This window comes from Nostoc sp. (assembly GCF_036917315.1).
Lineage (GTDB): Bacteria > Cyanobacteriota > Cyanobacteriia > Cyanobacteriales > Nostocaceae > Nostoc.
In genome coordinates, this window is the sequence record NZ_JBALDR010000008.1 from 84,465 (window position 1) to 98,307 (window position 13,843).

General features: G+C 42.2%; 12 protein-coding genes. 3 read left to right on the forward strand and 9 right to left on the reverse strand.

The features are described from left to right. Positions 1–47: 47 nt before the first annotated feature. The 3 genes from V7K84_RS03860 to V7K84_RS03870 form a co-directional block, all read right to left on the reverse strand. Positions 48–608, reverse strand: coding sequence for a PEP-CTERM sorting domain-containing protein (locus tag V7K84_RS03860; protein ID WP_334836545.1), 561 nt, complete (start codon positions 606–608; stop codon positions 48–50). Between the two features lie 322 nt (positions 609–930). After that, a complete protein-coding gene (locus V7K84_RS03865) occupies positions 931–1,191 on the reverse strand; it encodes a hypothetical protein (protein ID WP_099102761.1) in 261 nt (86 codons plus the stop codon). Between the two features lie 64 nt (positions 1,192–1,255). Continuing rightward, positions 1,256–1,387: a hypothetical protein gene (locus tag V7K84_RS03870; protein ID WP_334718729.1), complete on the reverse strand. Its 132-nt coding sequence runs from the start codon at positions 1,385–1,387 to the stop codon at positions 1,256–1,258. A gap of 288 nt (positions 1,388–1,675) precedes the next feature. Between V7K84_RS03870 and V7K84_RS03875 the strand changes: the two genes are divergently transcribed. Beyond that, complete coding sequence (locus V7K84_RS03875; protein WP_334836546.1) at positions 1,676–3,745, forward strand: tetratricopeptide repeat protein; 2,070 nt, start codon at positions 1,676–1,678, stop codon at positions 3,743–3,745. A gap of 70 nt (positions 3,746–3,815) precedes the next feature. Here V7K84_RS03875 and V7K84_RS03880 read toward each other — a convergent pair whose 3' ends face one another. From V7K84_RS03880 to V7K84_RS03895, 4 genes are all read right to left on the reverse strand, one after another. Further along, entirely contained in the window at positions 3,816–4,667 is an 852-nt protein-coding gene (locus V7K84_RS03880; protein ID WP_334836547.1) for a hypothetical protein, read from the reverse strand. 131 nt (positions 4,668–4,798) lie between these two features. Beyond that, the gene (locus V7K84_RS03885; RefSeq protein ID WP_334836548.1) at positions 4,799–6,292 is read right to left on the reverse strand and encodes a DUF1565 domain-containing protein; all 1,494 of its coding nucleotides are present in this window, start codon (positions 6,290–6,292) and stop codon (positions 4,799–4,801) included. A gap of 923 nt (positions 6,293–7,215) precedes the next feature. Then, positions 7,216–7,746, reverse strand: coding sequence for a pentapeptide repeat-containing protein (locus V7K84_RS03890; protein WP_334836549.1), 531 nt, complete (start codon positions 7,744–7,746; stop codon positions 7,216–7,218). A gap of 532 nt (positions 7,747–8,278) precedes the next feature. After that, positions 8,279–9,673, reverse strand: coding sequence for a TldD/PmbA family protein (locus tag V7K84_RS03895; RefSeq protein ID WP_334836550.1), 1,395 nt, complete (start codon positions 9,671–9,673; stop codon positions 8,279–8,281). 529 nt (positions 9,674–10,202) lie between these two features. On the opposite strand from V7K84_RS03895, the gene V7K84_RS03900 reads away from it, so the two are divergent. Together V7K84_RS03900 and rpsU are read left to right on the forward strand one after the other, a co-directional pair. Continuing rightward, the gene (locus tag V7K84_RS03900) at positions 10,203–10,526 is read left to right on the forward strand and encodes an RNA recognition motif domain-containing protein (RefSeq protein ID WP_094350164.1); all 324 of its coding nucleotides are present in this window, start codon (positions 10,203–10,205) and stop codon (positions 10,524–10,526) included. Between the two features lie 120 nt (positions 10,527–10,646). Then, on the forward strand, positions 10,647–10,838 hold the full coding sequence (gene rpsU / locus V7K84_RS03905) for a 30S ribosomal protein S21 (protein ID WP_069073774.1): 192 nt from the start codon (positions 10,647–10,649) through the stop codon (positions 10,836–10,838). 331 nt (positions 10,839–11,169) lie between these two features. Here the strand turns inward: rpsU and V7K84_RS03910 are convergent, their stop codons facing one another. Together V7K84_RS03910 and V7K84_RS03915 are read right to left on the reverse strand one after the other, a co-directional pair. Then, positions 11,170–12,105, reverse strand: coding sequence for a hypothetical protein (locus V7K84_RS03910; protein WP_334836551.1), 936 nt, complete (start codon positions 12,103–12,105; stop codon positions 11,170–11,172). 205 nt (positions 12,106–12,310) lie between these two features. After that, positions 12,311–13,795 carry a galactose oxidase-like domain-containing protein gene (locus V7K84_RS03915; RefSeq protein ID WP_334836552.1) on the reverse strand — a complete coding sequence of 495 codons (1,485 nt, stop codon included), beginning with the start codon at positions 13,793–13,795 and terminating at the stop codon, positions 12,311–12,313. Positions 13,796–13,843: the final 48 nt, after the last annotated feature.

Consider the following 13,843-nt stretch of genomic DNA (forward strand, 5'->3'; position numbering starts at 1 on the left):
AGACGTTATTATCTAACGTCTCTATATTAATTTTCAAAGTAGGACTATTAATTTGTCACTCCAGATAGTTTTTTCTTGCGTTTCATCCCCAACGCCATAGCACTTGCGATCGCTATACCACTAAGAGTCATCGGTTCTGGTACGGATGTACTTTTAGAGTAAGTTACCGTACCCACCTCGGTTGTAGATAATAAGTCGGCACTCAGAATGCTATAAAATTTTGTTCCTCCTGTATTTGGATTACCTGGATCGTTGCCAATGAAAAACCGATCTTCAACTAAATAGCTCAGTCCTGATAGGTTGCCATTTGTAAAGCTGACTACAGGAGATGATGGGTAATCAAAATCAATTGCCTCTGTATACTGAGTAGCCAAGTAGTCAAATACAATAGATAATCCATTGCTAACGCCCAGAGTTTCGTCACCGATCGCAGTTAAAGTCGAGTCATCATACCGAAAAGAGCCGAAATACTGACCGGGGCGATCGCCAGATGTCGCGTTTACGGTGAAATCATAATTAACTAAGGCAGCTTGCGTCGGTTTAACAACAGCAGCAATCGAGATAGCAACAGCAAAAGCCGCCATGCTAATATCTTTAGCTAATTTCATCAGAAAAAGCTCCGAAACTAAAAAATGAATAATTCTGTAATTTCACTTAAATAAACTTTTAACCAATGTATACAGGTTAAGATATAACAAACAAAAGATTATCTCCGTTAAATCTTTAAGTTTGCTAGCTATATATAAATTTTGTGTAAACTTATTTCAATATTTACAGTAGGTTATGTTTTGAGTTGGGGCGTAGGCGCAGCCCTCACATATAGCAATCCTATCTAAGTTGTGAAAATGAACAAACCACGTTTTCTACGAAATGCCAAGAAGAGAAAAAGAAGTTTTCACATCTAATTTAGGACTGCTATAGTTACGAAAATCAGGCATGAAGATTTGCTTGTTCCTGCAACCACGGATCTACAGGTTGTCCATCTTTCCGACGTAATTCAATTTCCACAACCATCACTTCTTTGGAACCAGGAGGTGCAGGTTTTTTATGGAAAAGAATGTCATAATCTTCTGGATTGTGTTTACGTTCTTTCAACCATTCCTGTACCTTGGTTGTGGCGAATAATGATTGCCCTTGCTCAAACATTCGGGTAATCTGCAATTGCAGTGTGTAAGGATTTATGCGACCCATTTTCTACCGCCTTTGTTAAGTTAATTTGAGGACAAGTAATCTACTGACCGTAGATAATCTAATGTTAATGCGAAGTAACCACACCTGACACTTCCCATACAGGTAGAACTTTCAGTTTCACCGCCCTTTTATCTATAAAAACAAAGTCCGAACCTTGTTCGGTGGATGGTCTAAAAAAGCGTCGATGCTTTCGCATTTTGTCTTCCACTGGCTGATAAATTATTATTTTTACTGCTTGACTCTCATCATCTTTAGCAGCGATCGCAACGTAGTAATATTATAGTAGTACCTCACCAAAACTTGTCATAAATTTGACTACACTCTACGACTAAAGTTGTACGTACACTCAGGACGAGAAAACGGATTAGTTAAGGATAGTTCAGAATTTTACACTGCCTCTACAACATTTAACCACTTAATTCTGTTATAGATTGGAGAGAGGCAAGCCGCTTCAAAAACTGACCAACAGACTCAGATGGTTGTTATGCAGAGCAAAAATCAAGCTGTTTTCGCTTTAATTGGAAAAAGTACGATTGTATTTTTACCCTTATTGTTATCCATTGGAATCGCCAGTGGACAATCTGCACCATCACCCAACCCAGCACTAACTCCGACTCCGGTGTTATCGAATTCAGAACGGGAAGAGTTAGCACGACTACGAGCAGAAAAACGAATTCAACAGCAAGTCCAATCTGATTTTAAAAGCACTTTTAGCCGCACAACTATATTACTCGATATTTGGCTAGTTATACTAAGTCTCTTTCCAGTCGCAGTCATTGCTTTGTTATGGCTGTTACGACGGGTGATAATCCGGGAAATTGTTGATAGGGCAATGCAACAAGTCCAAGGAATGGAAAAATTACAAAATCAGCTAACCACCGTTAAACAAGAAGCTGAAAATGTTATTCAAGATGCTAAAAAAATAAATTATGAATTAGAACAGGAAACGACTGCTTTACAACAAAAAATTAAACACGAACAAGAAAATGTATCTATTCTAATATCCGATCTAGATTTAGCTAAAGCGCAGGTTTTAAGTAGATTAGAAGCGGAACTAAAAAAATCTCAAGAAAATATAGAAAATTTAGAGTCAAAATTTGCTTCTGGGTTATCTAAGTTAGAGTTTGATGCTCAACAACAAAAAGATATAGCACTGGAGAATTTAGGAAAATTAGCATCTGCGATCGCAGAAGAACTGTCTAAGTTAAAGTTAGGTGTGCAACAACAACAAGAACTAACCGTTGCTGATTTAGAAATATCAAAGTCTGAGTTCACATCTCAACTTTCTGGATGGCAATCTGATGCTCAACAACAAAAAGATATAATTTTTGAAAGTTTAACAAAATTACAGTTAGAATTTGGAGAAAAGTTATCCGAATTACAGGTTGATGCTCAAACGCAAAAAGAGATTGCCGTTGACAGCTTAGGCATATTTGAGCGGGAACTTAAATCTCAATTATCGGAATTACAGGTAGATGCTCAAGAACAAAAAAATAAAATTCTTGCAAGTTTAGAAGTATTGCAGTCAGAATTTAAATTTCAATTATCGGAATTACAATCCGATGCTCAAAAATCCAAAGAGCTAATCATTGAGAATTTAGAAAAATCTGGCTCTGAGTTTAGTTCGCAATTCTCAGAATTACAATGGAATGCTCAACAACAAAAGATTCTAATTTTAGAGAAGTTAGAAAGATTAGAAACTGAGTTTGTTTCTCAACTCTCTGAGTTACAATTGGATGCCGAAGAAAGAAAGGATCTGATTCTTCAAGAACTAACTGAAATTACGCCGGAATCGATTCTAGAAGTGGTAAATTCTGAATTTGAGCAAGAAATACAGGAACAGCCACAACAACCAGAATTCACTGCCGATGAGTATGTAAAACAGGCAGACGATCTGTTTTCTCAAAGGCGCTACGAAGATGCGATCGCAGCTTACAGCCAAGCAGTTAAAATCCAACCTGATGAACCTGTGAGTTGGTTAAAACGTGGTCTAACTCTGGGAAGGTTGAAACGCTACCAAGATGCGATCGCATCTTATGATAAAGCGATTGCGATTCAGCCAGATTATCATCAAGCGTGGTGCGATCGCGGCGTTGCTTTTGGAAACTTACAACAGCATCAGCAAGCCTTTGCCTCATTTGACAAAGCTACACATATCAAACCTGACGATGCCGTTGCCTGGTTAAATCGCGGTCTTTCTCTAGTAGCATTAGAACAATACGAAGAGGCAGTAATCTCCTTTGAGAAAGCGCTGGAATTCCAACCTAATTCTCCCAAAATCTGGGATAAACATGGTTATACATTGGTAAGATTGGGACGCGATGATGAAGCGATCGCTAGTTTTAACAAAGCCTTAGAAATTAAGCCCGATTATGCCAGTGCCTATTACAACAAAGCAGCCTGTTACGCACTACAAAGACAAGTTGACCGATCTCTGTTAACTCTACAACAAGCAATTGAACTTAATCCCAGGTATAAAGAAGACGCAGCAACTGACCTAGATTTTGATGATATTGCCGACGATGAGCGCTTTAAGCTGTTAGTTGCACAATAAAATGTCATTTGTCATTCGTCATTTGTACTGAGCGTAGTCGTTCGCGTAGCGTCTCGCAGAGAAGTATTTGTCATTCGTCATTCTCCCCTGCTCCCCTGCTCCCCTGCTCCTCTGCTCCTCTGCTCCTCTGCTCCCCCGCTCCCCTGCTCCCCTGCTCCCCTGCCCTCCTGCTCCCCACACCTGGGTTATGTTCGCTAGACATAGCTTTGAGCTTAGATGTAAAAGAATCAGAGCGATGGCTTGTTTCGGGGGTAAATTGCCCGATTGGGGCATGAATAGGAGCAGGTGGGAGCAGTTTTGGCTGTCGTTGATGATGGTTTGGTGATGGGGAAGGCGCTGGACTTTCTTGTGAAGTTTGCCTCTGGCTGACAGCAGATAATCGCTCAAGGGTTGCCGAAGAGGTAAATTTCCCAGAAAGCGGAGACTTCAAAACAGTTTTATTATCTCTATCTTCCTGCTTTCCTTCTTCTTCGCTCAAAGGTGTCTTTGGTTCATAACTTTTCAGTTGGAGAGTCGCAGTATTGCTGTGTTGATAGCCATTGCGAATCCTAGCTGGTGGTAATTGAGGACTCGTCACTTGCTCTACAGTGGGTTTTTTCTTGGCTGGCGGTAGAACTGGTGCAGCCGATGACGTTAAGCTTTGGGGAAATTTGCTACAAATCATCCGTTCAAATTCCATGTTGAAATGATATGTAGCTTGATCCCGGCGCTGCCAAAATACTAAAATTTGTTGCACGGAAACGGCTTTATAACGACCTTGATATAGTGCCTCAATCACTGCCAGGTGTAGCCAATTAAGGGGGTATTGCGTTTGCCAACGCTCAACTAGCTCATTGGCACTATACCCACTGAGATCGAAACTATAGTTAATTAATAAGGCGATCGCCAAGTTGGCAGAGGTGTCTGGAAGTGTTGTTAACATGGGGCTATTAGCTTTAGGCAATAGGTCTAAGATTTGTCACCCATCGCATATTAGCCTAGCGTGCTTTTAACTACATGGTTTATTTTTCCAATAGTTATTAAGCCAATAGGCAGTGTTCCTTATTCTACTTGTCAACTTCTAGAATGCAACCCCACATAGACTGATTTAATCGCAGATGTCCGCCCAATGGCGACTAATGCCTGATAAACCATCACTGCAACTTCGGCACGTGTTGCCAAACGTAAAGGTGCAAGCACTTTCGGATCTGGATAGTTGACAACGATTTCCCGTTGTGTAGCAGTAGCAACAGCTGTTCGGGCGTAGTCGGGAATGGTATGACGATCGCTATATACTTCTAAAACATCGCGATCGACAGCTGGTAGTCCCAGTCCGTTTACTAAGGAGACAATCACCTGTAGCCGCTGCACACTTCGATCGGGGCGGAAAGTGCGATCGCTAAATCCGCCAACAAAGCCACCGCTAGCCGCGATTTGGATAGCGCTATAAGCCCAAAAATCTTTGGGTACATCCGTAAAATCCGGTGCCGGGATTTTGGGAAATGGGTTAAAAGCGATCGCCACTAAAGCTGCATACTGGGCGCGAGTCATGGGTTTATCTGGCTGGTAACTACCATTGGCAAACGCATGAGTTAAATCCATGCTCGCTAATGCCTGAATAAATGATTCTGCCCAATGTCCCTCTAATTCGGGAGATGAGGATTCGGTCAAAGTGGCGACTCGATTGTTTGGGAGTAATTCTACCAAACCCTTGACTAGAGACAAATTTAATTGATTACCTACGGAAATTAGCTTTTGTGTAGTGGCATTATATAAATCAAATTCACTATGATCGCGAAAAATATTATCACCTGGATCTTCGGTATTACCTAAATCGGGTACTGCATTGCCATTGACTAATAAACCACCTTGAGTATTTTTAGCAATGAGATTTTGACGTAGTACAGGTTGGGCATGGCGAGAAAGTGCGATCGCGGTGCGATTTTCGGATAACTTATTATTGGCGATCGTTGGCGCGGCAAAGTCACTAATTGCTATGCCTAAAGGGTTTCTTTGAAATACATTCCGCCGTACCTCTCCCTGGCTATGACCTGCCATTACTAACCCGCTAGCAGTATTTTGCACAAATACGTTATCTAAAATTGTAGGTTTGGCAGTACCAGTGGTAAAGACACCTTCCCGCCCACAGTTACTCAGAGTATTGTTACTTAAAGTAGGTGCAGCCGATTCAATCCAGATACCAGTACCCTTGACTGAGGGATTGTTGACAGTTACACCTAAAAGACTGGCATTATCTACCAAGAGCAGCGTAATATTTTGTATACCAAAACTGGGACTTTGAAACTCGCCACTCCCAGAAATTGCAATCCCTGCACCTTTGTTAGCTTCATTACCCACCACTGTCGCTCTTCCAGGGACGATTAGTGGAAACACCTCACCACTAGTGGCGTTGTAAGTCCCCGACTCCAGATGAATTATCGTCGGGATTTTGATTACTTTTAAAGCACGGGTGAGGCTTTTAAATGGACTCAACCGTGAACCAGTATTGCTATCATTCCCTGTCATAGGATTGACATAAAGTGTGACGACGAGGGTAGAGTTCACCATTGATAGTTGAGAGTCAATTGTTTTAATTATGACAATCGTAAATAACACTACTTGTAGCAAACTTTTTCACAGTAATATCTTTGTGTATAGAAAATATATCCACCTGACTTTTTCTGAGAAGCAGATCGTGTGTAAACAAAGGTTATAGACTTTTATGCAATATTCCAAGTTCTCATCTCCATGTCATTGTTAGGGACTTGCAAAAATCGTTGAATCACCCCTCCCCAACCCTCCTCGTATGTATTGGGGCTACGGTGTACACACATCTTTCTAGAAAACCAAAATCGTTCTAGATCCCCCTAAATCCCCCTTAAAAAGGGGGACTTTGAGAGCTTTTTGCCCCATTTTTTAAGGGGGGTTGGGGGGATCAAAAGCCTGTGGCGCAACTCTAGAAGACTTGTGTATACTCCGTAGATGTATTGGGGAGGGAGCAAAATTTCAAGTTTCCTCCCAATATATCGGGGGGATTAAGGGGGGTCGATTCGACTTATGCAAGAGGTCTATTGTTTAACTGGAAGTCTCTTAACCGAAACAATCGCATTGTTAGTCGAAACAATCGCATTGTCAGTCGAAATAATCGCATTGTCAGTCGAAACAATGGCATTGCAACTCTAAAAAACTTGTGTGTAAGCTGTCGCACCTGCGGAGAGGAAATTAAGGGAACCATCGCGGTCTTCCCCCTTAGCGCTAGCCTCTCTCTTTGGGACAAGAGGAGATTCCAAGAGCGATAGCGAGTCTGCGAACGTCTGGGGTCTCGCCAAGTAGAGCATCTGGCGTGTGAGGTTCTCCGGGTTTAGTTAAGTAATCAAACAAACATAAAATGAAGCTCAAGTTTCGAGTTTTAATCTTGGTGTTCCAAGGTACTGTTTTGGTTTATGTATTGATTCAGCAACCCAGAACCCTTGCTCTGTAGGAAAATGAGATTAAACATTCTCATCCAAAATAGTTCCTTCTATATTGGCTCCATCCAAATTGGCTCCGCTCAAATTTGTCTGGCTCAAATCTGCTTGAGTGAGATTTGCCTGAGATAAGTCGGCTACAGTTAAGTCTGCACCACTTAAATCCGCTCCATCTAGATTCGCCGCAATCAAGTTTGCTTCCTGCAAATCCGCCTCACTCAAATTAGTTTCAATCAATTTCGCAACCGTCAAATCAGCATGACTCAAATTAGCTCCATCCAAATCTGCTCCATCCAAGATAGCTCCATCCAAAATTGCTCCGCTTAAGTTGCTACTACTGAGATCGGCATTGCTCAAATCTGCTCCATTTAAGTCTGCTTCAATCAAACTGGCGTGGGCTAAATTAGCGTGACTCAGATTAGCTCCATCTAAAATTGCTCGATCTAAAATTACGCCACTGAGATTGGCTTCCCTTAAATTGGCCTCGCTCAGATTCACACCAGTAAAGTCTCTGACACCTGCGGCATAGTTTTTCAGGAGTTGGTCTGCTTTCATATCTGTCGCTGTGCTAAGGAACGTTTAACTAATTCGTAATTCGTAATTCGTAATTCGTAATTTTTGAGTGTAATTCGCCTTTATATATACGTGGCTTTATTTCAGTTTGGCTCTAAATAAGAGTCTGAAATAGTCTTTAATTACGAATTACGTTAGCGCAGTAATAGTGAGTCTGCAAGCAATCGATTATGAATAGTTTTCAACTATCCAGACTAACTGTAAATCCCCAGCACGCGCCACGGAGGATTAGTGTGATGAATCAAATTAGAGGGTATATTGAATCAACTTTGTCTAGACTAGCTATTTTTAACTACTAGCGCTACTACCTAGAGTTATGAGTTAATTTCATACTTGGGAGGGATGTTGTTCGCCTTAAAATAAGGATTAACGTGAGCCTCCAACGGAGGCTCACGTTAAGCATTAGTGCAAAGCGATCGCTATACTCAATTGTGTTGTTCGTCTGGCAGAGGTTATGGCAAAACCAATTCCTATTCTTTTGCAGATTATGATTCTTACGACTGAAGCGGATAGTTCATGTTTCTCCGCCAACCACTACATCTCGAATTCGGAGGCTAGGGCCACCACAACCCACTGACAAGCCATTTTGCCCTCCCTTACCACAACCGCCAGATTCATCCCAATAAAAATCATCACCAAGTGCCTCAATATCCGCTAAAGTTTGGAATACATTTCCCGAAAGCGTTACATCTCGGACAGGTTCAGCAATTTTGCCGTTCCTAATCATCCACGCTTCCCCAGCACTAAAGGTAAACATTTCCCCATTTGTCATCCCACCCAACCAATTACGGGCATAAACTCCTTCCTTGATATCGGTGAATAAGTCTGCAACTGGTGTTTTACCCCGTTCAATCCAGGTATTTGTCATCCGCACAATGGGAGTAAAGTGATAGTTAAGACAGCGGGCGTTACCCGTAGGCGCTTCCTCCAATTTGCCAGCGGTTTCACGAGAATGTAAACGTCCCACTAAAACTCCATCTTTAATTAGCTGAGTAGTAGTGGCAGGTGTGCCTTCATCATCGTAAAAATAGCTACCGCGATGTCCCTCTGGAGCCGCACCATCAAAAATTTGCAGTTCTTCTGGGCCAAACCGCCGTCCGATGGTCATAACTTCCAGGATATCGGGGTTTTCGTAAGCCATATCAGCCTCAGAAAGATGTCCGAAGGCTTCGTGGACAAATAAACCCGTGAGAATTGGATCGATGACTACAGTGTAAGTATTGCCTTTGACTGGTGGTAGAGATAAAGCGGCGATCGCTCTTTGAGCTGCACCTTTTACCTGTTCATCTAAACCAGTTAAATCTTCGTAACCTTTGCGAGAGCCATTAGTTTCCCGTCCAGTTTGTACGGTTTCGCCATTTCTGGCGGTGGCGGCAAAGCGCATTTCCATATCCACCCAAGATTGCTCGATCGAAGTACCTTCGGAAGTAGCAATGATGACTTTTTGGGCGCTGTCACCGTAACGCACCGAGGTAGTGGTAATTCGGGGATCGACGCTTTTAAGCAATTGGGCATAGCGATCGCACAATTGTTTTTTCTGCGAGAGTGGGATGTTTCGGGGGTCAGTACCTTTTAGGGGTAGAACGCATACTGCTTGCACCGGGTCAATGGGTGCAAGTAAAGTTTCTTCATCACCAACCATCCGCGCAGCCGCGATCGCTTCTTCTATGCGATCTTTGATTGTTGCCAGCTGGTTAAAGCAGCTCAACCCCCATCCGCCTTTATAACAAGCGCGAATATGACCACCAATGGAGATGCCTTCACTGAGGGTTTCTACCTTGTCGCCACGCAACAAGATATCAGTCCCTTCTGCTTCTTCAAGGCGAATCATCAGATAATCTACACGCCCTGAGTAGCGAGCGATCAGGTCAGAAAGTAAATTTTGTGCGTCAGCAAGTGTAGTCGGCATTTCCAATTAGTAACAATGACGAACTGCATTTATTTTGCAATTATTTGGGTAATTTCTGCTAATCAATATTACGAGGAGACTCTGTACTGGGGGAGATGATACCATTTTAGATTTTAGACTTTCCTGCGGAACGCTACGCGTAGCTTGCTTCTCCGAAGGAGTACGGCTACGTTCAGTCGAACGATTTTAGATTTTGGATTGGGAATTGCCTTGGTGCCTCTGGCTTGGTGTGAATCCATCTGTCGCAATCATTTTTAAAATTGGTATGAGTGAGTGCAAAAACAGAGGAGAAGTTGCAGTAAGTTTTTACTCTGTGCCCCTTTGCAATTCTGCCTTTTGTGCCCAATCTCCAATCCCCAATCTTGAGTTACGGTGGGTAAGAACTCAATGATGTGCTAAGATAATCAAGTGAGAATAAAATTCGGTTACATTCTTTGTTTTTAGTATTGACAGGCTTTTTCCTTTTGGTCTTAACAAGCTTGCCTCCGAAATCTAAATCTCTACACACCTATGATTTTGGAGATAATGCATGTCAATTTATGTAGGTAATCTATCCTACGAGGTCACACAAGATGACCTCAATTCTGTGTTTGCCGAACACGGTACTGTAAAGCGGGTTCAGTTACCTACTGACCGTGAAACAGGACGTCCACGCGGCTTTGCCTTTGTAGAGATGGGCACAGAAGCTGAAGAAACAGCTGCCATTGACGCTCTTGATGGAGCTGAATGGATGGGACGCGACCTCAAAGTCAATAAGGCTAAACCAAAAGAAGATAGAGGTGGTTCTTTTGGTGGTGGTGGCGATCGCCGCGGCGGTGGTGGTGGTGGTGGATACAATAGATCCCGCTACTAAGCTTTAAGATCAAAAATTAAGTTTTAACGTCTAAAGGGCAGAATCATTATCTGCCCTTTTTGCGCTCCGGTCTACTGGATGGCTTAAATTGCCCAGTACCAATTAAGTAGGAGATGATAAATGACCCAAGTATTTGTGGGCGAAAATGAAGGAATTGAGTCAGCCTTACGCCGATTTAAGAGGGAAGTTTCCAAAGCAGGTATTTTTCCAGACATGAGAAAGAATCGTCACTTTGAAACGCCTTTGGAAAAACACAAGCGCAAAGAAGTCGCTAGACACAAACAACGCAAGAGAAATTTCCGTCGTAATTAACAACTAGTAATACTTTCGGTTAGTTATGCTAACACACTCTCATTAGATTCTTAGCTATCGAAAAGGCGATCGCTGTACTCCAAAGGAGAATCTAATGAGTAAGTTTTGAACTTTGGCAACCTTTCCTGATATAAGCTATCTCTCAAAATTATTATAAATTTGTTTAAGTTACTGCTGTTCTGTATTAATCAGAATTTCCAGGTTAACTAATTAGAAAATCGGTCAAAAATATTCTTAATAATAAGCTGCACCAATCAATGCCAATAAAAAGCCCTCAAACAAAGATGAGGGCTAGGCAGTTTTTTTGCTAGAGATACGATCTCAATTCCTTCTAAGCACGAGTACGCGTAATCTGAGTAGTATCAAAGTCTTGTAGCCGAGTCATATTTCCACTGTTCTTATCAACAATAAACACAGCATTAGGTGTCTCATATCTCATCGCTCCAAAGGCGAGGAGTTGACCTGTTGTAGAGCAAACTAAGCTTTGTAAGCCATTATTCCATGCTTGACCATTAACTTTCAATTGTCCTAGTCTGATCGGCTTTTTTTGATTTGGATCTAGCTGCACCAGAGTTGTCTCACCATACGCACCAACTATAGAGGTATAAAGTATTCCATCTGGGCACTCAGCTAGATTGCTGACTCTCTCATCGTCCAGGAATTTAACCTTACTAATAGAACTTATCTCTCCTGTTTGAAGGTTAATATCCACCAATCTGATCGGTGGTGTACCATTCTTCTTACCTACTAGACCAATGAGTCGTCCATCATTAGTACCTAGCAAGCTCCCAAGCTGTTGATTTGGTTTAAGTCCTGAGACTATCAAAGTTTTTACAGGTGTACCCAAAAATGTAATGCGAGTAGGTGTGGCCTGTCTCCGACTAATCGCAACCGGAGTAATGGCTACAACAAGTGTGCCATCGCTTAAAGAGGTAAAACCACTCAATATCTCATTAGGCTCTAATAGAGGTGTACTTTTATCCGTAAGTACCTGAGCTTTTCCTGTCATTAAAGATTGCAAAACTAGTCCTACAGGCTTAATATCTGTGCTTACACTGTTTAGGGCAGTGTTCTCTACTAATTCAGTGGTGTTTACCTCTGTAATAACCCTTTGGTCAGTAGTAACGATCGGGCTAGAACCTATACCTACAATATTTAAACTTGGTGTTTCTGCCAAGGCTTTCTTGGTTAGATAACTAAGTCCAGATACTAGAGTTCCAGCAAGTGCCAACTGTCCAAACCGTCGGCGTGATACCTTGTAATTCATATTTTCCTTCCTAAAATTAATGACTTTTATTAGGTAGCAGTGCGAACATAAACAGATAAGGCTAAGAGGTTGTTTGAAAAGTCCTCAAGCGTGTGTTTCACTACCCTGGCTACCGAGAACTGCTACGAGAGAATCGGAATTTTGGGATTTAAGATCGCGCTCCTGAGTAGACTTGAGGCTCAAGCAAACCTTTTTCAAACATCCTCTAATATATTTGCGTCCAGGTTGCTACTGAGGGTGTTCCATTCTTGTCACTAATAAAAAGCATGTACCAGCCTGGGGGTGCGATGTTTCGATTGTTTATGACCGTGACCTTAAGAGAAGTAGCGTTTCTAGAAACAATGGGTGCATCCACTAACCTTTGTTCTGTATCGCAGGAATGGGTAGTTGCCATTGGTCTAATAAAACTAACCCACTTAATATTCGCAGCTTGGGGTGTCTGAATCGTAAATTGCTGCCCGTAGGTAACAGTTTGAGGAGCGCTCTGAATAACTGGACGCGATCGCGACATATATGCAGGACTGTAGATTTCTAATCGCAGTTCATTGACTCTTCGTTGAGGGTTCCCCCCAGCTGTGACGACCCTACCATCTGGTAGCAGCAAGGCTACGGAGTGATATACGCGGGGGATAGTTTGTTTAGCTACTACCGTCCAGGTATTTGTCGCTGGATTGTAGATTTCTGCTGGCAGCATTGATTGTGTTGTGTCCTCATTCATTTTGCTACCATTGCAAACAAACACTGTGCGATCGGGCAACAAAACTGCACTGTGATGCATCCGGGCATAGTTTAAAGGCTTTGCTGCTACGTAAGTTGGATTACTAGCTTTTAAATCGACAATATTTACCCTCTTTGTTGCTGTCTTACCACTACCCCCACCGAGAATCATCACCTTTTGATCTTGTGCGGGTGGTAAAAGAAGACTGGCAGCTTGATCGCCAAAAGCTATGTCTTGCAGCCCTGTCACCACTGTTTCTGTAATGGATTGTGTAAATGTCTCTGGCAGGGTTAATATCCTTGGTGTCACTCCAGTGCCACCCATCTGGGCACCTGAATAAAAAATTTTTCCACTACTTAGTAAAAACAAATGTGCGTATGCCGGTAAAGCACTAGTTGTTGGAAAAGCTTTCCAACCATTTGGAAAGAAAGCAGAATAAATTTCTGGTTGTCTATTGAGCTTGCCATCTTTATCCGGCCCAGACACTGCTAAGACTCGACCGCTGCCTAGTGTTAACACAGTAGGATACCAGCGACCATTATTCATTGATAGGATCTTGACCCATTTCTCAGCAATCGGATCGAACATCAGAGCATAAGGTGAACCATAAAATGGGTCATAACGCAAAGTTCCACCTGCAACTAGTAACTGACCATCAGGGCGGAAAGAGTGACCAGCGCAAAAAAGATCCATCGGTTGATTGTTACTATCCAATGGAGGCGCTTGCCGGGAAAAGGTTCCCTTTTTGACATCCCAGACCACACTGTCATAGGGAGTATTTAACCGATTGGGATCGTTACCTGAGCCACAGAAAAAGAATATCTTACCAGTACGAAGTAGAGCGGCATGTATAGGTAGGATTGGAGCATTGTACGACAATACTTGCCATTTATCTGTAGTAGTAGCCTGAGCAATGAAAGTCCCTAAATCTGTTTCCTCTTGAAGGTTAGTATTGTTATTAGGTTGAGTCACTTTATTTACAATTATTCCTACGTGGACTTGATTTTTTGTACTTTATTT

Bases quoted from the DNA above. Each gene is read 5' to 3' on its own strand.
- V7K84_RS03860 (WP_334836545.1), bottom strand. From the start codon at position 608: ATGAAATTAGCTAAAGATATTAGCATGGCGGCTTTTGCTGTTGCTATC.
- V7K84_RS03865 (WP_099102761.1), bottom strand. From the start codon at position 1,191: ATGGGTCGCATAAATCCTTACACACTGCAATTGCAGATTACCCGAATG.
- V7K84_RS03870 (WP_334718729.1), bottom strand. From the start codon at position 1,387: ATGCGAAAGCATCGACGCTTTTTTAGACCATCCACCGAACAAGGTTCG.
- V7K84_RS03875 (WP_334836546.1), top strand. From the start codon at position 1,676: ATGCAGAGCAAAAATCAAGCTGTTTTCGCTTTAATTGGAAAAAGTACG.
- V7K84_RS03880 (WP_334836547.1), bottom strand. From the start codon at position 4,667: ATGTTAACAACACTTCCAGACACCTCTGCCAACTTGGCGATCGCCTTA.
- V7K84_RS03885 (WP_334836548.1), bottom strand. From the start codon at position 6,292: ATGGTGAACTCTACCCTCGTCGTCACACTTTATGTCAATCCTATGACA.
- V7K84_RS03890 (WP_334836549.1), bottom strand. From the start codon at position 7,746: ATGAAAGCAGACCAACTCCTGAAAAACTATGCCGCAGGTGTCAGAGAC.
- V7K84_RS03895 (WP_334836550.1), bottom strand. From the start codon at position 9,673: ATGCCGACTACACTTGCTGACGCACAAAATTTACTTTCTGACCTGATC.
- V7K84_RS03900 (WP_094350164.1), top strand. From the start codon at position 10,203: ATGTCAATTTATGTAGGTAATCTATCCTACGAGGTCACACAAGATGAC.
- rpsU (WP_069073774.1), top strand. From the start codon at position 10,647: ATGACCCAAGTATTTGTGGGCGAAAATGAAGGAATTGAGTCAGCCTTA.
- V7K84_RS03910 (WP_334836551.1), bottom strand. From the start codon at position 12,105: ATGAATTACAAGGTATCACGCCGACGGTTTGGACAGTTGGCACTTGCT.